The organism is Salinigranum marinum, from assembly GCF_024228675.1.
In the GTDB taxonomy this organism is placed as follows: domain Archaea; phylum Halobacteriota; class Halobacteria; order Halobacteriales; family Haloferacaceae; genus Salinigranum; species Salinigranum marinum.
In genome coordinates, this window is record NZ_CP100461.1 from 3,027,782 (window position 1) to 3,049,381 (window position 21,600).

16 protein-coding genes, 2 tRNA genes and 3 rRNA genes are annotated in these 21,600 nt (G+C 64.9%); 10 read left to right on the forward strand and 11 right to left on the reverse strand.

Translation table 11 applies throughout. The features are described 5' to 3' along the window. The first annotated feature begins 3 nt into the window (after window positions 1-3). Genes ureC through NKJ07_RS15095 form a run of 6 tightly spaced genes read left to right on the forward strand, consistent with a single transcriptional unit; the run spans window position 4 to window position 5,025 of the window. Complete coding sequence (gene ureC / locus NKJ07_RS15070) at window positions 4-1,716, forward strand: urease subunit alpha (protein WP_318567621.1); 1,713 nt, start codon at window positions 4-6, stop codon at window positions 1,714-1,716. A gap of 22 nt (window positions 1,717-1,738) precedes the next feature. Then, window positions 1,739-2,068, forward strand: a complete 330-nt coding sequence (locus NKJ07_RS15075; RefSeq protein WP_318567622.1) for an urease subunit gamma — start codon at window positions 1,739-1,741, stop codon at window positions 2,066-2,068. Further along, complete coding sequence (ureG, locus tag NKJ07_RS15080; protein ID WP_318567623.1) at window positions 2,065-2,727, forward strand: urease accessory protein UreG; 663 nt, start codon at window positions 2,065-2,067, stop codon at window positions 2,725-2,727. Before NKJ07_RS15075 ends, ureG begins: the two co-directional genes overlap by 4 nt. Next, entirely contained in the window at window positions 2,728-3,687 is a 960-nt protein-coding gene (locus NKJ07_RS15085) for an urease accessory protein UreD (RefSeq protein WP_318567624.1), read from the forward strand. Beyond that, window positions 3,687-4,289 carry an urease accessory protein UreE gene (locus NKJ07_RS15090; RefSeq protein WP_318567625.1) on the forward strand — a complete coding sequence of 201 codons (603 nt, stop codon included), beginning with the start codon at window positions 3,687-3,689 and terminating at the stop codon, window positions 4,287-4,289. The genes NKJ07_RS15085 and NKJ07_RS15090 overlap by 1 nt, the downstream gene beginning before the upstream one ends. Continuing rightward, entirely contained in the window at window positions 4,282-5,025 is a 744-nt protein-coding gene (locus NKJ07_RS15095; protein WP_318567626.1) for an urease accessory protein UreF, read from the forward strand. The genes NKJ07_RS15090 and NKJ07_RS15095 overlap by 8 nt, the downstream gene beginning before the upstream one ends. Before the next feature lie 76 nt (window positions 5,026-5,101). On the opposite strand, the gene NKJ07_RS15100 is transcribed toward NKJ07_RS15095, so the two are convergent. After that, window positions 5,102-5,836, reverse strand: a complete 735-nt coding sequence (locus NKJ07_RS15100; RefSeq protein ID WP_318567627.1) for a sporulation protein — start codon at window positions 5,834-5,836, stop codon at window positions 5,102-5,104. A gap of 192 nt (window positions 5,837-6,028) precedes the next feature. Here NKJ07_RS15100 and NKJ07_RS15105 point away from each other — a divergent pair, with 192 nt between their 5' ends. Beyond that, window positions 6,029-6,424, forward strand: coding sequence for a MoaD/ThiS family protein (locus tag NKJ07_RS15105; RefSeq protein ID WP_318567628.1), 396 nt, complete (start codon window positions 6,029-6,031; stop codon window positions 6,422-6,424). 154 nt (window positions 6,425-6,578) lie between these two features. On the opposite strand, the gene NKJ07_RS15110 is transcribed toward NKJ07_RS15105, so the two are convergent. Then, a complete protein-coding gene (locus tag NKJ07_RS15110; RefSeq protein WP_318567629.1) occupies window positions 6,579-7,448 on the reverse strand; it encodes a hypothetical protein in 870 nt (289 codons plus the stop codon). Window positions 7,449-7,532: 84 nt separating this feature from the next. Beyond that, window positions 7,533-7,856, reverse strand: coding sequence for an ASCH domain-containing protein (locus tag NKJ07_RS15115; protein ID WP_318567630.1), 324 nt, complete (start codon window positions 7,854-7,856; stop codon window positions 7,533-7,535). A gap of 136 nt (window positions 7,857-7,992) precedes the next feature. Between NKJ07_RS15115 and NKJ07_RS15120 the strand changes: the two genes are divergently transcribed. After that, on the forward strand, window positions 7,993-8,373 hold the full coding sequence (locus tag NKJ07_RS15120; protein WP_318567631.1) for a winged helix-turn-helix transcriptional regulator: 381 nt from the start codon (window positions 7,993-7,995) through the stop codon (window positions 8,371-8,373). A 24-nt stretch (window positions 8,374-8,397) separates the two neighbouring features. On the opposite strand, the gene NKJ07_RS15125 is transcribed toward NKJ07_RS15120, so the two are convergent. The 6 genes from NKJ07_RS15125 to NKJ07_RS15150 all read right to left on the reverse strand — a co-directional run bounded on the left by NKJ07_RS15125 (window position 8,398) and on the right by NKJ07_RS15150 (window position 14,845). Further along, window positions 8,398-8,790, reverse strand: coding sequence for a type IV pilin domain-containing protein (locus NKJ07_RS15125; RefSeq protein WP_318567632.1), 393 nt, complete (start codon window positions 8,788-8,790; stop codon window positions 8,398-8,400). 179 nt (window positions 8,791-8,969) lie between these two features. Continuing rightward, a tRNA-Cys gene (locus NKJ07_RS15130) sits at window positions 8,970-9,045 on the reverse strand. Window positions 9,046-9,751: 706 nt separating this feature from the next. Then, window positions 9,752-9,873 (reverse strand): 5S ribosomal RNA (gene rrf, locus NKJ07_RS15135). 159 nt (window positions 9,874-10,032) lie between these two features. Further along, window positions 10,033-12,948, reverse strand: a 23S ribosomal RNA gene (locus NKJ07_RS15140). Window positions 12,949-13,193: 245 nt separating this feature from the next. Continuing rightward, a tRNA-Ala gene (locus NKJ07_RS15145) sits at window positions 13,194-13,265 on the reverse strand. A 113-nt stretch (window positions 13,266-13,378) separates the two neighbouring features. Beyond that, a 16S ribosomal RNA gene (locus tag NKJ07_RS15150) occupies window positions 13,379-14,845 on the reverse strand. The 16S, 23S and 5S rRNA genes sit together here with 1 tRNA gene alongside, the layout of an rRNA operon. A gap of 1,028 nt (window positions 14,846-15,873) precedes the next feature. Here NKJ07_RS15150 and NKJ07_RS15155 point away from each other — a divergent pair. Both NKJ07_RS15155 and NKJ07_RS15160 read left to right on the forward strand, forming a co-directional pair. Further along, window positions 15,874-16,071 carry a hypothetical protein gene (locus tag NKJ07_RS15155; protein ID WP_152039355.1) on the forward strand — a complete coding sequence of 66 codons (198 nt, stop codon included), beginning with the start codon at window positions 15,874-15,876 and terminating at the stop codon, window positions 16,069-16,071. A 72-nt stretch (window positions 16,072-16,143) separates the two neighbouring features. Next, entirely contained in the window at window positions 16,144-17,199 is a 1,056-nt protein-coding gene (locus tag NKJ07_RS15160) for a quinone-dependent dihydroorotate dehydrogenase (RefSeq protein ID WP_318567633.1), read from the forward strand. 321 nt (window positions 17,200-17,520) lie between these two features. Here NKJ07_RS15160 and NKJ07_RS15165 read toward each other — a convergent pair whose 3' ends face one another. After that, window positions 17,521-20,145: a valine--tRNA ligase gene (locus NKJ07_RS15165; protein WP_318567634.1), complete on the reverse strand. Its 2,625-nt coding sequence runs from the start codon at window positions 20,143-20,145 to the stop codon at window positions 17,521-17,523. A gap of 102 nt (window positions 20,146-20,247) precedes the next feature. Then, window positions 20,248-21,447: a trans-sulfuration enzyme family protein gene (locus NKJ07_RS15170; RefSeq protein ID WP_318567635.1), complete on the reverse strand. Its 1,200-nt coding sequence runs from the start codon at window positions 21,445-21,447 to the stop codon at window positions 20,248-20,250. Between the last annotated feature and the right edge of the window lie 153 nt (window positions 21,448-21,600).

The following is a 21,600-nucleotide window of genomic DNA, read 5'->3' on the forward strand; positions in this document are numbered from 1 at the left end:
TCGATGGCACGCGACCTCTCGAAGAAGCAGTACACGGATCTGTACGGACCCACCGAAGGGAGCCGCGTCCGTCTCGGCGACACGAGCCTGATCGCCGAGGTCCAGACGGACCTGGGAACGCCGGGCGACGAGGCGGTGTTCGGCGGCGGCAAGACGCTCAGGGACGGCATGGGCATGGCACCCGGTGTCACCGCCGAGGAGGGGGCGCTCGACTGGGTGTTGACGAACGCGACCGTCATCGACCCGATGCTGGGGATCATAAAGGGCGACATCGGCATCAAAGACGGCCTGATCGCCGGCGTCGGCAAGGCCGGCAACCCCAACACGATGGACGGGGTCGACCCCGACCTCGTGGTGGGCGCTTCGACCGACGTGTACCCCGCCGAGGGGCTGATCGCCACCGCGGGCGCGCTCGACATCCACGTCCACTTCAACAGCGCGCAGTTGGCAGAGCACGCGCTCGCCTCGGGCATCACGACGATGCTCGGCGGCGGCTACGGCGGCGGCGCGACGACCGTCACGACCGGCCCCGTGAACATCGAACGCTTCCTGCAGGCCGCCGAGGACTGGCCGGTCAACGTCGGCTTCTACGGCAAGGGCAACTCCTCGGCCAAAGGGGGACTGTACGAGCAGGTCGAAGCCGGGGCGTGCGGGCTCAAACTCCACGAGGACTGGGGGTCGACGCCGGCGGTCATCGATACCTGTCTGGAAGTCGCCGACGAGGAGGACGTTCAGACGTGTATCCACACCGACACGCTGAACGAGTCGGGGTTCGTCGAGGACACGTTCGACGCCATCGACGGCCGGACGATGCACATGTTCCACATCGAAGGCGCGGGCGGCGGCCACGCCCCGGACATCCTCGAACTCGTCGGCGAACCGAACGCCCTGCCGTCGTCGACGAACCCCTCGATGCCCTTCACGACGAACACGTTCGACGAGCACCTCGACATGGTGATGGTCTGTCACCACCTCAACCCCGACGTCCCCGAGGACGTCTCCTTCGCCGAGTCGCGCATTCGCCACGAGACGCTCGCCGCCGAGGACGTCCTCCACGACATGGGTGCGGTGAGCATGATGACGACCGACTCGCAGGCGATGGGCCGGATGGCCGAGCTCGTCTGTCGAACGTGGCAAACCGCCGATAAGATGAAGAAACAGCGCGGTCCCCTGCCCGGCGACGACGGGGCCGAAAACGACAACGAGCGGATCCTGCGATACATCGCGAAGTACACCATCAACCCCGCCATCACGGCGGGGATCGACGACTACGTCGGCTCGCTGGAGACGGGGAAAATCGCCGACATCTGCCTGTGGGATCCCGCGTTCTTCGGTATCAAACCCGATCTCGTCATGAAGGGCGGCTTCCCCGCGCTGTCGAAGATGGGAGAGGCCAACGGCTCGTTGATGACCTGCGAGCCGATCATGCAGCGACCGCGCGCGGGTGCGGTCGGGAAGGCGAAGAACGCGCTCAGCTTGGCGTTCGTCTCACAGGCCGGCTTCGAGAACGAGGTCGGCGAGGAGTACGGCCTCACGAAGGAAGTGGTTCCGGTCAAGGGCACCAGGAACCTCGCGAAGGACAGCATGGTCCGCAACGACTACTGCCCCGAGGGCGTCGCGGTCGACTCCGAGACGTTCGAGGTGACGATCGACGGTGAGGTCGTCACCTGCGATCCCGCCGAGGAGATCTCGCTCGCACAGCGGTACACACTCTGATCCACCCAGACACGCTACACCAATGCAACTCACCCCAAAAGATCGAGAACGCCTGACGGTGTTCATGGCCGCAGAGCTCGCCCGTCGCCGCAAGGAGCGCGGGCTGAAACTCAACCACCCCGAGGCAGTCGCGTACATCTCCGACTGGGTGTTCGAACGGGGTCGCGAGGGTGAATCCGTGGCGGACATCCGCGCGGAGGCGACCGGACTCCTCTCGAGAGCGGACGTGATGGAGGGCGTCCCGGAGATGATCGACATGATCCAGGTCGAGCCGACGTTCCCCGACGGGACGAAGCTGGTCACGATCCACGATCCCATCCGACGGGACGAACCGCTGGAGGTGGGCGAGTGAGCCGGACCGAAGAGGAAAGCGAGACCACCGGCCGCCCCCGAACCTACCGCGACGTGCCGGTCGTCGGCATCGGCGGTCCCGTCGGCTCCGGCAAGACCTCGCTCATCCAGCGGCTCGTCCCCTACCTCCAGACCGGCGACCGGCAGCTCGGGCTCATCGCCAACGACATCCTCACCCAGGAGGACGCCACGGTGCTCAAGGAGGCGTTCGCCGGCGAGATCCCCGACGATCTCGTCCAGGGCGTCGAGACCGGCGCGTGTCCACACACCGGAATCAGGGAAGACCCCACGATGAACCTCGACAAGGTAACCGAGTACGCCCAAGCCTACCCGGATCTCGACCTCGTCCTCCTCGAGTCCGGCGGCGACAACCTCGCGGCGACGTTCAACCCCGAACTCGCGGACTACTTCATCTACGTCATCTCCGTGGCGGAGGGGGACGATATCCCCCGAAAACGCGGCCCCGGCGTCGTCGACTGTGATCTCCTCGTCATCAACAAGACGGACCTCGCGCCGCACGTCGGCGCGGACCTCGACGTGATGGAACGCGACACCGAGGAGGTCAGGGGAGGACGGCCGTACGTCCTCACCGACTGCAAGGACGAGACGGGGATCGAAGCGGTCGCCGAGTACGTCGAGCGGGAGGTGCTGTTCGCGTAGATGGCGGCCTCGACGCCGGGACCCGCGGAGGAGGCGACCCCACCGGCCGGGTTCGAGACGTACGCCAGGGAGTCGCTCCCGCAGTCGCCCGCCGGCGCGGTGGGGAAGGGCGGCGAACTCGACCTGCAGTTCGCCCGCGGGCGCGACGGGCAGTCACGGCTGGTGTACGACCGCGCAACCGTCCCATTTCACCTCACCGGCGGGCTGTACCACGACGAGTCCCTCCCCGAGATCGCCTCCGCGTACGTCCAGGACCCCACGGGCGGCATCGCCCAGGGCGACCGCTACGAGGCACGCATCGAGGTCGGCCCCGACGCCCGCGCGCACGTCTCGACCGGGAGCGCCACCAAGGTGCTCCGGATGGAGCGCAACTACGGGTCGTCGCATCTGACCGTCACCGTCGACGACGGTGGCTACCTCGAGTATCTGCCGGACCCGACCATCCTCCACCGCGACGCGCGCTTCTGGGGGACCGTCGATATCGAACTCGGCACCGACGCCGCGATCTGTCTCTGGGACGTCGTCGTGCCCGGCCGCCTCGCCCGGGACGAGGCGTTCGCGTTCGACCGCCTCCACACGAGCGTCGAAGCGCGGGGACCCGACGGCGAGCTGTTCGCCGACACGCTCGCGCTCGACGGGGGCGACCACCTCCGAGGACCGGGCCTGTTCGGCGAGTTCCGCGTCGTGGGGACGTGTTACGTCGTCGCACCCGACCACGATGACGTCGGGGGCCTGGCCGACGACCTCCACGCGTGCGTCCAACGCGACGCGAACGAGGACGCGAGCGACGACGAACCCAGAGCCGTCGGCGGCGCGTCAGTCCTCCCGCGGGAGGCCGGCGTCGCCGTCCGGGTGCTCGGCGACCGCGCGAGCGACGTAACCGACCGCTTCGCCAGCGTCTGGGACGGTGCGCGACGGGCGCTGGTCGGGGCGAGCGCGCCCGACGCGAGGAAGTTCTGATGCTCGTCGCACGCGGCCCGGTCGAACCCGAAGCCGGCGGCGACGCCGACTCGGCGGTCGACGGCGGCGTCGTCGTCGACGACACCCAGCGTCGGCGCTCGCGCTTCCGAACCCGGACGACGACCGGTGAGGAGGTCGGCGTCGTCGTCGAGGACGCCCCGGTGCTCGCTCCCGGTGACCTGCTGCGGACCGACGACGGACGGCACCTCGTCGTCGAACTGGAGCCGACCGAGGCGCTCGTCGTCGAACTGCCCGCCGGGGCGACACCGGCGAGGATGGTCGCCGGGGGACACGCGATCGGCAACAAGCACTGGGACCTCGTGGTCCGCGACGGTCGGGTGTACGTCCCGGCGGCCGGCGAAGCCGACCACCGACGAGCGTTCCTGGAGTCGTGGCTACCCGCGGCCGCCGAGGTCCGGGTCGAACCGGTCGAGCCGACGACGTTCGACGGCTCACACCACAACGACCACTCGCACGGACACGGCGATGGGTCGACACACTCGCACGCCCACGGCGACGGCCACAACCACACACACGATCACGCCGGGCTCACCGTCGACGGCGTGCGGCGCGCCGCTGGCGGAGGTGACGACGATGAGTGACGCTGAGGCCGAGACGGACGTCGAAACGACGCCGTCCGACGGGACCGACGCCGATGCGTCGCTCGCGGCGTTCCAGTTCGCGGACTCGTTCCTGCCCGTCGGGACGTACACCCTCTCGTACGGCCTCGAACAGTTCGCCGCGGCCGAGCGCGTCGACGACGCCGACAACCTCCACGCCCTCCTGGTCGACTACCTCCGTCGACAGGTGGGCCCCTGCGACGTCGTCGCGCTCGCGGCGGCGTGGGAACGCGCCGACGATGAGGACGCGCTCGACCGACTCGCCGCGGTCGACGAGCGCCAGCGGTCGGTCACCCTCCCGAAGGAGTTCCGCGAGAGCTCCGAGAAATCCGGCCGCCGCCTGCTCGAACTCGTGGTGGAGACGACCGACGACCGGGTGGTGAAAGCGTACCACGACCGGGTCGTCGCGGGCGAGGTGCCGGGGAACCACGCGGTCGCGCTGGGGCTCGTCGCCAGACGGGAAGGGATCACCCGCGACCGGGCGTGTCTGCTCGCGTGTCACTCGTTCGTCGTCGGGTTGCTGGGGGCGGCACAGCGGCTCGTCCGCCTGACGCACACCGACGCCCAGCGGCTCCTCACCGAGCTTCGTCCAGTCATCGCCGACGTGTGTGAGGCGTACGCCGGCCGCGACCCGGCGGCGATGGCCCCGTTCGCGCCGCTCGTCGACGTGATGGGGATGAAACACGAGCGCGCCCAGCGGCGGCTGTTCGTCAGCTGACCGCTCGACGGTGCCTGGGGCCGGTCCAGGTCCGGGTGTGCTCACGCGGGCCGCACGTCCATCGCCCGCGTGTCGATCACGCGTGCCGTTCGATCGCGTCTTCGAGGCGGTCGCGGAGGGCCGCGTCGTCCGCGTCGGTGATCGTGACCGAGGTCTTCCGCTCGTCCGTGTCGGCGAGTTCGCTCAGGAGCCCGCCCCGGCGGTCGATCTCGACGAAGACGGTGAGTTCATCGGCGCTGGGACGACAGACGAGTTCGACCTCGTCGACCCGCCCGGCGAACGGCCCGTCCGAGGGCCGGAACTCGAACTCCTGGACGAAGGGACCGGGACTGTAGCGACCGTAGGGGTCGGCCTCGCACTCCGCCGAGCGGAACGAGAAGCCGAGCCCCTCCATCGCGTCGAAGAGCGCACGCATCCGCGGCGTCGGCTGGACGTCGAGGTAGTCTTTGTCCTCGGGGTCGACAGCCATCGAGATGTCCAGTTCGGTCTCGACCCATACGTCCACGCGGCCGAGCGTGACGGGCGTCGCGTACGGGATCTCGACCGCCGTCGTCCGGACCTCGCTCTGTCCGGGCTCGATGCTGAGGCCGTCCGAGAGGTGGAGCCGGTCGATCGTCACCGTCTTGTAGCCGTCATCCGTGGCGTACTGCGTCTCGAGTTCGAGTTCGATGCGCTCGACCGTCTGCTCGACCGAGCCGCCGTCGATGTGGATCTCCGCGTCGACCGACTGGCCGGGTTCGACCGTCGTGGACTGGAGGGCCGTGTCGACCGTCGCGTTACCGATACCGATGCTCGCGAGGACCTTCTTCATGCGTCCGATGCCGGTGCCGCGACCGTCATATGTCTTCTGTGATCGCCCGTCAGCGAGCCAGTGACCCCGTGCGGTCCGGTCGAGTTCCGGAGCCGCGGACGGAAGATCGAGTCCGGCGACGCCGCGGTCGGCCGCCCGTTCTACGAACATGTTCGGAGCGGAACTGACGACGGTGCCCCGCGTTCTTCGGGTATGAGCACGACACTCACCGAGCAGACAGCGGCGGCACGGCAGACGACGGTGACCGTCAGGTGTACCGGCCACGTACGGACGGCCATCGGGACACCCGAACTGTCCTTTACTTTCGAGGGCGACACGCTCCGGGAGTTCCTCGACGCCTTCTTCGAGGCGTACGACGTCTCCGACCTCCTCATCGCCGAGACTGACGACGCGGCCACGGCCCGCGGCTGGGCGAAGGTCGACGAGGTGCCGGGGACGTGGCGTAAGAACCCGGAGGGCGAGAACACGCGGTGTTACGCCCGGGTGTGTGTCAACGGGCGGTTCAACGAGAACCTCGCCGGCCTCGACACCGAACTGGACGACGGCGACCGCGTGGCGCTCATCTACCCGTTCATGTTCTGTTGCTGATCGGCGAACACGCTCGAACGGGTCGGAGACCGCTGGAACGGCGTGGGTCGTCCCCGCGTCGTGGACGAGAGCACGCAGCGGGTCCCGAAGCGACGCTGCCGTGGCGAGATCGAAAACTGCGAAACGTGAGTCGACGCGCCGAGCGTCGAACGGGTCAGTACCGCGACGGCAGGAACGCGAGACCGATGAGGAAGACGATGGAGACGCCCGAGAGGATGGTGATCCCCCAGAGCCCGTTCTTCTGCTCGGTGAACGAGTCGATCTCGTTCGTCTGCGCGTTGTAGCCCTCGAAGTCCTGCGTGAGGACGACCGTCGTGTTGGTCGGGAAGTGCGCGAGGTACGTCTGCCCGTCCAGGGTGACGTTCGCGTGGTTACCGACCTCGACGGTGTTCTGTTGCGGCGCGTTCCACGAGAGCGTCACCGCGTCGCTCGCGACGTCGATCCGCGTCTGGTTACCGTCGAGCGGGAGCGAGTCGCTCTCGGAGTACTGCTGCTCGGCGGGCGTGGGGAAGTACTCGTTCGCCGGCACGAGCGTCGAGGAGTTGTTTTCGGTGACGATGACGAACTCCTGTCCGTCCCGGGTGACGGTCTCGTTGTCGGCAGCGGTGTCGTTGGCGAGGATGCCAGAGCGGTCGATGGACTCACGCAGCGTGAACGACGAGGGATCCGACTCGTTGGGGACGACGACCTGCCAGTCGTCACCCTCGTAGGTCACGGTCGAGTCGTTGTCCCACGTCTCGGTGTACAGCGCGGATTGGTTCGTCCAGGCGATGGTCGCGGAGTGGGTGACCGTGACGCCGCCCCCACCGCCGTGTCCGCCGCCGCCGCTTTCTTCTTCCTCGGTGACGACCTCAGTCGCGGTGTACTGCTGGCCGCCGAGCCTGAACGTATCGCCCTGTGAGAGGGAGTATTCGGGGTTCTCGAAACCGATCGTCGGTTCCTCTGCGGTCGCGATGAGCGAGTACGACGCCGCCCCCACGACCAGGAAGAACGCGACGTAGATTGCCGCGGCGCGTCGTTGCATAGTCGGAGCAAAGACCACGCGGTGTATAACGGTTACTGAACTCTCGCGGACGACCAGCGCAACCCACGGCCCCGGCGGCCGTCGTCACGCCGAGTCGTCACGACGCTCGAACCGGTGGCGGACGACGGGCGACTCGTCGTCCCACTCGAACGAGTCGTGGACCGCCTCGAGGCGGCGGCGGTACGCCGCCAGGTCCGCCGATCCCTCCGCGCGAGCGTCGGCGTCGGTGAGGTCACCCAGCGTCCGTTCGTCGACGCTCGTCACGACGAACTCGACGCCGTCGACCTCGAACGTGTCGCCCTCGTCGGCGTAGCGGTCGCCACGGTGCAGTTGCGTCAGTTCGTCGTCGAGCGCCATCTGTTCGACCCGATCGTTCGGCAGGAGGACGCTGGCGTCGATGTGTGCCATACCGGGAAGGAGGACCAGACGGACAAAAAGCCGGCGCGCCGGTCCACGTCAGGACCGCCGAGGTGACAACATCAGTAACAGAGCGATAGCTGATGCGAAAACGAACCACTATACCACCCGCCCGCGTACGTCGCGTATGGCAACGAATCGAACCCCCGATCCCGACGAGCGCTACAGCGAGGAGGCGTGCGTCGTCATCGACTCGCTCGAACAGATCGGCTCGCAGTGGCGACTCATCGTCCTCCACGACCTCCAGGAGGGCGAAAAGCGGTTCAACGAACTCAAGCGCTCGACGGGATCGAGCGCACGGACCCTCTCGCGCGTGCTCGACGACCTCCAGGAGATGGGCTTCGTCGACCGTCGGCTCGAAGAGGACGCCCCGGTCGCGACGTACTACTCGCTGACCGAGAAGGGGTGCTCGCTCTCGCCGGTGTTCGACGCGATCGAGCGCTGGGCCGAGACGTGGCTCGACGGCGACGACGACGCCGCCGAAGCCGTCGACTCGCTCACGTCCTGAGGGCCGGTTCCCGGATGTCCACAGTCACGTGTCCCGCCAGCCCCGGAGTTTGATCCGCTCGCCCACGTCGTTCGTCCAGTAGAGTTCGACGATCATCCCGCTGTCCGCGCGGACGGTTCCCGTGTCCCCCTCGGCGACGAGGCCGTCCCACGCGACACGACGGCGGACGCCGTCGACGGTCACGACGAGATCGGCCGCCGAGACGGCGTCGCCGCCAGTGTGGGCGATCCGGACGTGCGAACCGTTGACCCGGTCGAGCGTCCAATCGGCGTCCGGAGCGTCGGCACCGGTGGACGACGGCCCGCTGACGCCGGCGAGGACGACGCCGACCACGCCCACGACGATGAACAGCGCGAGGACGGCCCCGAGAACGTTCAGGAGGCGGTCGCCGTCGCCGTCACCGTCGGTGTCAGTCATCAGCCACCCCGTCGTGTCGCTCGGAGTGCAACGACGCCGTGATCGGTGCCCGAGCCATGTCTGGCGAGACATCGGCCTCACGGTACAAAAGGTGTCGTGCGGTCGGCGGGCGTACGAGGACCTATTCTCGAAACGCCCGACGGATGGCGTCGGCTGGTCGGGGGATATCAGACGAAAGAAGCCAAGGGCCGGATTTGAACCGGCGATGATCCGCTCTGCAGGCGGACGCGTTAGGCCGGACTCTGCCACCTTGGCGCGACCGGAACTATTCCGGAGAACCGCTTAAGCCTCACGCTTCGCTCGGGACAGAGACACCGCGGTCACTGCGTCGAGTCGGCCCGACTAGCACACCGTTCCCCAGGGTTCACGGAGGGTGTCGCTGTCGCTCGGAGCTGAACTCAGAACAGTAGTCCGTCCCGGAACTCTCCGGCGGGACCGCGAACGCGGTCCGGTGACTCTCTCGAATCAGTCTGTATCCCCGAGTGAAAGTCTGTATCCCCGAGTGAAAACCAGTGCGCGCCCGCGACAGACACGGCGGATCGGGACGCTCTCGTTCGTGCGTACTGACACGCCGGACACCCCCCGGGCGCGTCTCGGATGTCCAAAACCCCGGAACTACAAACCCTCAAAATCCCAAAATTCCAAAAGCAGTCAAAAACCCCGCGAGTCCCGAGTGCCTCGCCGGAGACGGTCAGAACGAACCGGTCTTGATCGGCCCTGCGCTCTCGGGTGGCACTCTTCCGTGTCCCGTCGCCGAGCGACGGCTCATAACTGCAGAGCGACGACCGACGACTGATGATCGCCGTGCGAGCCAGAACCGAGCCGAGCCGATCCCCAACGCGTGGTCGCTGTCGCCTGGTGACCCGTTACTCTCGTGATCGGAGTCTCGACTACGGGGGAACGACTGGTGAAAACTGATAGATGATACTGAAGCAGAGTGGATGAAGTATGAAGTATGAATGGGAGGCGGCGAATCACTGTTCCCAGGGGGTCGCCCACCCCAGTACTTGCTGATACGCTGGCGAGCTTAACTTCCGTGTTCGGGATGGGTACGGGTGTTGCCTCGCCGCTCTGGCCGCCTCAACGCCGACCGACGGAATCGAACCGTCGTCATCGTCTGACCACTGTCGGTATGACCGAACGTCGATCGTTCGGGTCGTCTGATCGTGTGTAGGAACGTGCAATCCAGTTTGCGCCTGGACTCGTTCAAACGAGTCTCAGTGCGGGCCACATTCGGTATGATATGACTGTGGCTCGGTCTGTTAGTGCTCGCGGGCTGAACGACTCGTTGCCTCGTCGCGTACACCCCGAGTCTATCGAACTCCTCTTCTAGGAGTGACCTCGGTGACACCTCTTTTTCAGGTGGGTTTCGAGCTTAGATGCGTTCAGCTCTTACCCCGTGTGGCGTGGCTGCCCGGCAACTGCCCTCTCGGACAACCGGTACACCAGTGGCCACCACTCGTAGTTCCTCTCGTACTATACGAGCGTTCCCGTCAGGTGTCTTCACACCCCCAATAGATAGCAGCCGACCTGTCTCACGACGGTCTAAACCCAGCTCACGACCTCCTTTAATAGGCGAACAACCTCACCCTTGCCCGCTTCTGCACGGGCAGGATGGAGGGAACCGACATCGAGGTAGCAAGCCACCGGGTCGATATGTGCTCTTGCCGGTGACGACTCTGTTATCCCTAAGGTAGCTTTTCTGTCATCTACGGGTCCCATGAATGAACCTCGTAGGTTCGCTAGACCACGCTTTCGCGTCAGCGATCCTCGTTAGGAAGATCACTGTCAGACGTCCTTTTGCTCTTGCACTCTTCTGCGGGTTTCCGACCCGCGTGAGGACATCTTCGGGCGCGCTCGATATCTTTTCGAGCGCGTACCGCCCCAGTCAAACTGCCCGGCTACCGGTGTCCTCCTCCCGGAGTGAGAGTCGCAGTCACTGACGGGTAGTATTTCAGTGTTGTCTCGGTGGCCCGCTAGCGCGGGTACCTGTGTAATGACTCCTACCTATCCTGCACATCAGCGACCACGTCTCAGCGACAGCCTGCAGTAAAGCTCTATAGGGTCTTCGCTTCCCCTTGGGGGTCTCCAGACTCCGCACTGGAACGTACAGTTCACCGGGCCCAGCGTTGGGACAGCGACGCTCTCGTTGATCCATTCATGCAAGCCGCTACTGAAGCGGCAAGGTACTACGCTACCTTAAGAGGGTCATAGTTACCCCCGCCGTTGACGGGTCCTTCGTCCAGTTGTACCTGGTGTTCAGATACCCGCACTGGGCAGGATTCAGTGACCGTACGAGTCCTTGCGGATTTGCGGTCACCTGTGTTGTTACTAGACAGTCGGAGCGTCCGAGTCACTGCGACCTGCCTCTCCCGAGGCAGGCATCCCTTATTGCGAACGTACGGGACTAAATTGCCGAATTCCCTAACGCCGGTTGCTCCCGACAGGCCTTCCCTTTCTCCGGGAGAGCACCTGTGTCGGATCTCGGTACGGACACACACCTCGTCTTTTCACGGGCTCTGGGTAACACCGACTTGCGCTGTCCCAGGATTCGCTCGCTTCGTGCCATTACGGCTTCCACGAGTTTCTCTGGTTCGACCGGGCGAAGGCCCGGTTCGGTGGTTCCCAAAGCGTCGACTTTGAGTGGTGGTGGTACTGGAATATTAACCAGTTTCCCATTTGACTGATTCGAGTTGCGGTCAGTCTTAGGACCGACTAACCCTCGGCTGATTGGCAGTGCCGAGGAACCCTTGCTCTTGAGGCCGTCGGGGTTGTCACCCGACTTTCGCTGCTACTGTGACCAGGATTTTCGTTTCTGTACGGTCCACACGAGTTCTCACCCGTGCTTCCGCCCGTGCAGAACGCCAGTCTACGAGATTCCTTTCGGACTGGTAGGTCTCGGAAGTGGATTTGAGCCCCGATCATTTTCGACGCCCCGAACCTCGGCCGGTAAGCTGTTACGCTTTTCTTAGAGGGTAGCTGCTTCTAAGCTCACCTCCCGGCTGTTTAGGGCTCGAGACAATCTTCGGTCGCACTTAATCCACATTTGGGGTCCTTAACCTACCTCTGGGTTGTCTCCCTCACGGTACCCAAGCTTACCCCGGAGTACCGGACTCCCAGCTTCTGCGACGTACGCAGGTTCGGAGTTCGACAGGGAGGCCGACTCCTCTCGGAGGCGGGTCTCCCAATCGGTCGCTCTACCCCGCGTACTATCTCTGCTGAGGTCATGCTTCGACATGTTTCGACTGGAACCAGCTGTTGCCGAGTTCGATGGGCCTTTCACCCCTACGCGCGGGTCACGGGAGGGTATTGTAGGACACCAACCCTAACGGGCTTCCACGTGGCTTTCGCCACGCTTCACCCTGCCCCCGCGTAGATCACTCGGTTTCGGGTCGCAACTGTCTGACTCCCCGCGCTTGAACACGGTGAGCCTGGTCTCGAAGAGACTGCGCTCGTATCGGTTTCCCTGTGCCTTCCACGGTTCTCGTGTTAGACTCGCCAGACAATTGCACTCCCTGGTTCGTTTTTCAAAACGTACGACGCGACACCGGCTCCTCTCACGTTCTACTGCACGCTCGCGCGTGGGTCGTTTGGTGAGAGGCCTTGTATGCCCCGTCGTTCTATCACTGACTGAGTTCAGGCCCTATTGCACCGCCCTTCTCGGGGTGCTTTTCAGCGTTCGCTCACGCTACTTGTTCGCTATCGGTCTCGAGGAGTGTTTAGTCTTCTCAGGTCATGCCTGAGGTGTTCACGAGGGATATCCAACCCCCGCTACTCTGGAGCTGACGCACGCTGTAGTAGATCCCGATACGGGACTGTCACCCTGTATCGTACTCCGTTCCAGGAGATTTCTCGGGATGGTTCCAGCGATGAAAGTCAGTCCGAACACCACATGTCCCGTGAGGGATTCGGTTTGGACTGTGTCGCGTTTACTCGCCGTTACTAACGACATCGCGGTTGCGTTCTTTTCCTGCCCCTACTAAGATGTTTCAATTCGGGGCGTTCCCTATTGCGCGAGGCAATTGTGGAAGGGATTCCCATTCGGAGATCTTCGGTTCTTCGCCTCCATGCGGCTTCCCGAAGCTTATCGCAGCTTGGCACGTCCGTCGTCGGCTCTCGAGCCGAGCCATTCACCAGCCAGTACAGTAGCCAGTTGGATCTGACTTCACGATCGAACGTCAAGTCTGATCAGTATAATGTGGGCGCACTTGTGACTCGATGAACGAGTCCAGTGGACGCCTGGATTGCACGTACACACGATCTCATCACGCTCTCCGTGACGGCGGAGCGCGTTCGACCCTTCCCAGCCGCGCTTTCGCGGGTTGGTGCATCGGTTCGGTTCGGGACTTACCGTATCGCCGTCTTCCTTATAAGGAACACGGTTCGTTGGTGCGTCCCGGGAGTGGACCCGCTGGGAGTTGAACCCAGGGCTTCCTCCTTGCAAAGGAGGCGCTCTACCACTGAGCTACGGGCCCGGTTAGCCCTGGTAGTTCTAGAGTGCCCGGTCGGTGGTCGGGTGGTGTGTCGGTGGGTGGACTGTGTTGCAATGCGGAAGGTGGGCTTCCCGTGCAGGGAAGTCCCGGTCTTTAGGAGGTGATCCAGCCGCAGATTCCCCTACGGCTACCTTGTTACGACTTAAGCCCCCTTGCGGAGCCCAGATTCGACCTGGGAGCCAGGCCTCATCCGGACCCCACTCGGGTGCTTTGACGGGCGGTGTGTGCAAGGAGCAGGGACGTATTCACCGCGCTCTGCTGAAACGCGATTACTACCGAATCCAGCTTCATGTGGGCGAGTTTCAGCCCACAATCCGAACTACGACCAAGTTTCGGAGATTACCGTCCTCTTTCGAGGTTGGAACCCATTGTCTTGGCCATTGTAGCCCGCGTGTAGCCCAGCTCATTCGGGGCATACTGACCTACCGTTGCCCGTTCCTTCCTCCGCTTTAGCAGCGGCAGTCCTCTTAATGTACCCATCCAGGAAACCTGATGCTGGCAATTAAGAGTGCGGGTCTCGCTCGTTGCCTGACTTAACAGGACGCCTCACGGTACGAGCTGACGGCGGCCATGCACCTCCTCTCTACAGCGTCGTGGCGAGGTCATCAACCTGACCGTCATCACTGTAGTCGGAGCTGGTGAAATGTCCGGCGTTGAGTCCAATTAAACCGCAGGCTCCTCCGGTTGTAGTGCTCCCCCGCCAATTCCTTTAAGTTTCATCCTTGCGGACGTACTTCCCAGGCGGCCAGTTTCACGGCTTCCCTACGGCACAGCACAGGCTCGTAGCCTGTGCCACACCTAACTGGCATCGTTTACGGCTGGGACTACCCGGGTATCTAATCCGGTTCGAGACCCCAGCTTTCGTCCCTCACTGTCGGATCCGTCTTCTCGAGGTGCTTTCGCCATCGGTGGTCCGTCCAGGATTACGGGATTTCACTCCTACCCCGGACGTACCCCTCGAGCCTTCCGGTCCCAAGCCACGCAGTTTCCGCCGGACGCCCATCAGTTGAGCTGATGGATTTCCCGACGGACTTGCGTGGCCAGCTACGGACGCTTTAGGCCCAATAACAGCGGCCATCACTTGAGCTGCCGGTATTACCGCGGCGGCTGGCACCGGTCTTGCCCAGCTCTTGTTCCTGTACCTCCCTACGGTACAGAAAAGCGAGGACTAGTATGTCCTCGCACTCGGGGTCCCCTTATCGCACTGGCGTGCAGTGTAAAGGTTTCGCGCCTGCTGCGCCCCGTAGGGCCCGGACTCTTGTCTCAGAGTCCGTCTCCGGGCTCTTGCTCTCACAACCCGTACTGATTATCGGCACGGTGGGCCGTTACCCCACCGTCTACCTAATCAGCCGCAGCCACATCCTGTGGCGCCGGAGCGTTTCGGACACGCAGTATTCCAACTTGTGTGTCGTATGGACTATTAGCCTCAGTTTCCCGAGGTTATGGTCCTCCACAGGGTAGTTTGGCCACGTGTTACGGAGCTTTTCGCTACGGTAAACGTACAACTAGCATGGCTAAATCGGACCCCGATAGCAATGGCCTCCGGCAGGATCAACCGGAATGTTCCTGTCGCCTCGTGGGAGAGGGGACAGGGGGTGGCGGGATTCTGTGCTCTATACAGAGCACGAATCACCAATATCGTTGCATTGCAAGGTCCGTCCAGTGACACACGCTGGTCGACGACCGACCGGGTGTCACCGAACTACCAGGGCTAACATCAGATTCCGTCTTACGGCGGACCGCAGGGGTGGAATCCTCACGGGTTTTTCGGACCTGAATCAAACAGGCGGACGGGTATAAACCCGTCGAACCTGTTTGGGAGGTCCGAGCGCGAGTGCGATCGCGGGCCGGGTTGAACGGCCCGCAGTCGCGGTGTCTGCGTTTCGCGTTCGCGTTCCATCGAAACGCGCTGGGACACTTAAGGCCGTCGAACCGCGACGGGCTCGAGCGTGTGAGCGCGGGTGGATGGGGTGACACACCCGGGCGCTCCCGGGTGCGTTCTTCGCATTACGTCCGAGGCTGGGTACACATAAAAGGCCGTCGAAGCGGAGCGACTTCGTCAGGCGGTTTCATGGGAGGCACCCTCATAAGCGGGTGGGAGGTGTTCGCACGATCTCGCGGGAGCCGAAACTCCGCGAACACGACTCCAGTGGGACTCCGCCTCGACGGAAACCCGACGGCTCGGGGAGGAACTATCGCGCGGCTGGAGGTCGGTCGGTCATTCCACGCGTCGCGCGTGCGGTCGGACCGAGTGGTGGCCGCGCGTACGTGAGTGTTCGCGCGAGGGATATGACGCTTGCTCTGTGATCGTCCGCCGGGGTCCAGTCCCGGCTCCGCCTCGACGGCGCAAGCGGGGAATGTGGGAACCGGGAGGCGGACTCACTCGGGGGAAGAACCGACCAGCGTCCGCGCGAGTCCGGGCGGGCCCGTCGATGATCAGGACGACGTCGGAGGCGTCCCGTCAGAAACCGAGGAGGTATCGGCCAAGCGTCGTCGTCAGCGTGACTTTCCTAACTGTCGGGACCGTTCGCTCGCCACGTAGACAACACTTATGTAGATCCTATGTCGAAGCATCGGGTAGACACGCCCGATGGTCCGGAAAAAGAAGCTCAGTCCGAGTGGTGCCAAAGACGAGAACGGCGAATATCACAACGTTCACGTCAACCTCCACGAGGACGAACTCACGGTTGCGGGCATGGAGATCGGCGACGAGGTGTTCGTGCGGGTCCGAGACGGGAAGATCATCATCCAGAAGGCGGACCCGGACGACGTCGAACACGACTTCTGAACCAGTGGTGACATCCACTCACGACGGAACGAGATCGGGTGGTCACACCCACCGACCGAGGGAACGACACCGATGAGTCTCTACGAACTCGTCCGTCACGGGCTGTTCGCGCTACCCGCGGAGACGGCACACACCACGGGAACGACGCTCCTGCGTGCCGCACAGGGGACGCCGATCGAGTCCGCCACGCGTGCGCGGTTGCGCGTCGACGACGACCGCCTCGCGGTGACGGCGTTCGGTCAGTCGTTCCCGAACCCCATCGGGGTCGCGGCCGGCTTCGACAAGAACGCCAAGGTCCCGGCGATGCTCGCCGCGCTCGGGTTCGGCCACGTCGAGATCGGCGGGGTGACCGCCGAACGCCAGCCGGGGAACCCGAAGCCCCGGCTGTTCCGCCTCCGCGAGGACCGCGCGATCGTCAACCGGATGGGGTTCAACAACCACGGTGCCGACGCCGTCGGCGAGCGGCTCGCGGCCGCGCGCCTCCCCGACGTTCCGGTCGGGCTCAACATCGGGAAGTCGAAGTCGACCCCGCTCGAGGAGGCCGCGAGCGACTACTTGTACACGTTCGAGCGGTGCGGTGACGCCGTCGACTACACCGTCGTCAACGTCTCCAGCCCGAACACACCCGGGCTCCGCGAACTCCAGCACCGCGACGCACTCGAGGAGATACTCGGCGCGCTCCTCGACGCCGGTGCGCGTCCGCTCCTGGTGAAACTCTCGCCGGACCTCCCCGAAAGAGCGGTCGACGAGGCGCTCGCTGTCGTCGACGACCTCGCCCTCGACGGCGTCATCGCGACGAACACGACCACGTCGCGACCGGCGAGCCTCCACTCGTCCCATCGGGCCGAGCGTGGTGGCCTCTCCGGCCGTCCCATCGAGTCCGCGTCGACGACGTTCGTCTCGCGCGTCGCCCGGCGGACGGACGTTCCGGTCGTCGGCGTCGGCGGGGTCTCGGACGCGGCGAGCGCGTACGCGAAGATCCGTGCGGGAGCGAGCCTCGTCCAGCTGTACACCGCCCTCGTCTACGAGGGGCCGACCGTCGCCCGCGATATCAATCTCGGTCTCCGGCGGCTGCTCGAGCGGGACGGCTTCGACCACGTCTCGGACGCGGTCGGCGCCGATCTGTGACTCTGTCGACGCGCGAAGGAACGTCTAGACGTCTACGTGTGTGAAGCGTGGCGCGCGAAACCGATCGCTGACGACGGGTTCGGAAGGGAAAGGGGAAAGGGGGGATGTCGGGCCAATGGGGATGCCTGAGAGAGAGGGTCTGTGGCCCGCACAGGGGTCCTCTTCATGTGTCCCACGGGTTCGGGACAGCAAGTCATAGTCGGAGCGAACGGGTATCTCTTCTCCCGACGCTGGAAGGTGATTCAAGTAGGGGGTGCTTTCTCGATCGGCGAACAGAGAGACGCGGTCGACTTCCCCTCCGTGAACGGGGCCCCGGTTCGGTCAGTCCTGGACGATGACGACCGCGTGCTCCGCCTCGACCATCGCGCCCGTGCCCGCGTACTGGCGTTCCGCTTCGACCGAGAACATCTCCGGGGCGAGTTCGACGCCTGCCGCACGGAGCGTCCCGTCCGCGATCTCGTAGTCGCCGGCCTCGATGGCGGCGTCGATCTCCGGGACCGTGCTCCCGAACTCCGGGCCGACGAGCGAGTAGTCGAGGTCGATGCCCGTCACGACGGACTCGATGGGCGGTTCCTCGTCGGTCGTCTCCAGCGTGTCGACGTGCATCACGCGGCGGACGTCGCCCTCGAAGCCGGCGATGTTCCCGTACACCCGGACCGTGTCGAGGGCCGCGTTCATCGACAGCTGGTTGTCGGACTTGTACCGCCGCAGGGCGCTCACGACCGACAGGGCCGTCTCGCCGGCCGCGACGTCGGCGTCGAGCCCGAGCGGGTCCGGCCACGCGGCGCGGTGGACGCTCTCGTCCGCGTACATGTCGCGCCAGAGCTCCTCGGTGATGTGTGCGAGAAACGGCGCGAACAGTTTGAGGAACCGACGGTGTGCCACCTGGAGCGTGTACGCCGCCGACGCGTCCTCGCCCTCGCGGAGTCGCTGTTTGGCGATCTCAAGGTAGTCGTCACAGAACGTGTGCCAGAAGAAGCTCCGCAGCCGATCGCGCGCCTTCGAGAACTCGTACGCCGCGAACTTCTCCGTGACGTACTCGATCTCGTCGTCGAGCGAGGCCAACAGCCACCGGTCGAGTTCCTGGAGGTCGTCGTGGTCGACCTCGACCCGGTCGGCGGGGGTGAGCGAGTCGACGAGCTTCGAGGCGTTCCAGAGCTTGCGCAGGAGCTTCTCGCCCGCCCGGAGCCCCTTCTCCTTGTACGGCAGGTCGTCGCCGACGGCGCTGCCGGCGGCCCAGTAACGCGCGGCGTCGACCGGGAACTTCTCGACGACCTCGTCGGGCGCGACGATGTTGCCCTTCGACTTGGACATCTTCTCTCGGTTCTCGTCGAGCACCATCCCGTTGATCATCACGCTGTCGAACGGCACCTCGCCAGTGTGTTCGTAGCACTTGACGACGGTGTGGAAGAGCCAAAACGAGATGATGTCGTGGCCCTGCGGCCGGAGGTTGACGGGGTAGAGCTCCTCGCGCTCGACTGCCATCTCCCCCGCCGAGTCGTCCCACTCCCAGCCGGCGTTGATCAGGGGTGTGAGCGACGAGGTGGCCCAGGTGTCGAAGACGTCGTCCTCGGGGACGAACGAGTCGTGCCCGCAGTCCGGACAGGCGTCGACCGGCGGCTCGTCTTCGAGCGGATCCACCGGGAGTTGCTCGCGGTCGGCCATCACGGCGTGGTCACAGTCGGCGCAGTACCAGACGGGGAACGGGATCCCCGACGAGCGCTGTCGGGAGATCGACCAGTCCCACTGGAGGCCCTCGATCCAGTTCTTGTACCGGGTGAACATCTTCTCGGGGTACCAGTCCATCTGCCGTCCGGCCCCCAGGTACTCCTCTTTCTTGTCGAGGAGTTCGATGTACCACTGCTCGGCGACCAGGAACTCGACGCTCGTCCCACAGCGCTCGTGGACGTTGACCGTGTGGATGATCGCGCGTCGGTCGCGCAGTGCGCCGGCGTCGTCTAAGTCCGAGACGATGGCCTCGCGGGCCTCCTCGGAGGACGCGCCGGCGTACGCGCCGGCCTCGTCGGTCATCGTGCCGGACTCGTCGATGGCGATCCGCAGGTCGAGGTCGTGCGCCTGGTACCACTCGATGTCGGTCTGGTCGCCGAACGTACAGCACATCACGACCCCCGACCCGGTCTCCATGTCGACGCGCTCGTCCGCGAGGATGGGGACCTCCTGGCCGAAGAGGGGGATCCGGGCGTGATTGCCCACCAGATGCTGGTTCGCGTCGTCGTCGGGGTGGACGAACACCGAGACGCACGCGGGGAGGAGTTCGGGCCGCGTCGTCGAGATCGTGAACGTCTCGGGGAGTTCCTCTCCCCCGCCCGCCTCGACGACCTCGAACGCGATGTCGTGGAAGTGGCTGTCCTGTTCGTCGTCCTCGGTCTCGACCTGCGAGATCGCCGTCTCGCACTCCGGGCACCAGATCGTGGGCGCGCGCTGGCGGTACTCGCGACCCTGGTCGTAGAGGTCGAGAAAGGACAGTTGGGAGATGCGCTGGACCTCGGGCGAGATGGTCTGGTACGTCTCGTCCCAGTCGATCGAGATGCCCAGGCTCTGCATCTTCTCGGTGAACTCGGCCTCGTACTCCTGACAGACCTCGCGGCACATCCGCTGGAACTCGCGGCGGTCGTACTCCTGGTGGCGCACGTCGAGTTCGTCCTCGGTCAGCCGTTCGGAGGCGATGCCGTTGTCGTCGTAGCCGAACGGGAAGAAGACGTCCTTGCCGCGCATTCGGTTGAACCGGGCGACGAAGTCCTGGAGCGTGAAGCCGTAGACGTGCCCCCAGTGGAGGCTCCCCGAGACCGTCGGCGGCGGCGAGTCGATGGAGAACACGGTGTCCGGGTCTACCGCCTCGCCGTCGTAGGCGTAGGTGTCCTCGCGGACCCACTGGTCTTGCCACTCGGCCTCGACGGTGTCCGGATCGTATTCTCCGCTCGGCATTCTCGCGTGGGTCTACCGCGTGCGCGACTGTTAAACAACTCGGTTGTGCCCGCTCGCGGGAGTTCGGGGACGACGCCGTCGAACTGCTCCGTGCCGGAGGGGTCAGCGGAGGGCGGCCAGCCCGGCGTCGAGGTCGGCGATCAGGTCCGCGGCGGCCTCGACGCCGACCGACACGCGGACCAGCGAGTCAGTGATGCCGAGTGCGGCGCGGTCCTCGGGGGTGAGCGGCGAGTGCGTCATCGTCGCCGGGTGTTCGATGAGGCTCTCGACCCCGCCGAGGCTCACCGCGAGCGGGAACGCGGACAGGGAGCCCAGGAACGTCGCGACGCCGTCGAGATCCGCGTCGAGTTCGAACGAGAGCATCCCGCCGAAGCCGTCCATCTGCCGCGCGGCGAGATCGTGCTGGGGATGCGAGGGGAGTCCCGGGTAGTGGACCCGGTCGACGCGCGGGTGGTCGGCGAGGTACGCCGCGACCTCCTGCGCGTTGGCCTCGTGACGCTCCATCCGGAGGGAGAGGGTCTTGATCCCACGGAGCGTGAGATACGAGTCGAACGGCGAGAGGACGTTCCCCATGCCGACCTGCTGGAGGAAGCCGACCTCCTCGGCGAGGCAGGCGTCGTCGGTGACGACGGCCCCGCCGAGCGAGTCGGAGTGGCCGTTGAGATACTTCGTCGTCGAGTGGACCACCAGGTCCGCACCGAGTTCGAGCGGTCGCTGGAGGACGGGGCTGGCGAACGTGTTGTCGACCCCGAGCACCGCGCCCGCGTCGTGAGCGAGGTCCGCGATGGCCGCGACGTCACAGAGCCGCATGAGCGGGTTCGTCGGCGTCTCCATCCAGACGAGTCGCGTCTCCTCCGTGAGGGCGGCGGCGACGTTCGCGGGGTCGCGGGCGTCGACGAACGAGACGTCGACGCCGAGACGCTCCGCGAACAGCCGCGAGAGCATCGTCTTCGTCCCGCCGTAGAGGTCCTCGAACGCGACGACGTGGTCGCCGGGTTCGACGCAGGCCAGGATGGACGAGACGATCGCCGAGGTTCCAGACGCGAAGGCCATCGCGTGCTGGCCGCCTTCGAGCGTCGCCAGCCTGTGTTCGAGCGCGTTCCGCGTCGGGTTCGACAGCCGCGAGTAGAGGTACTCGCCCGCGTCGGGGTCGAGATCCTCCAAACTCGCGTCGGGGTCGATCCCGTCGATCTCGTAGGTAGAAGTGAGGTGGATCGGGACCACGACGTCCTCGGCGACCATCGGCGTGCTCCCCTCGCCGTGCGTCACAGAGCGCGTGTCGAAGTGCAGGTCACGGGACATAGCTGAACGTACACGGGCCTTCCTCCTAACTATTTCTGAAATATTTTATAAATGGTGCAATATAATATCTTTATGTAAAATTATTACTCGTGTGAATCGGGGATGCGAGGGGAAGACGGGACGCGTTCCCTGATCCCCCGGAATCGCGCGAGT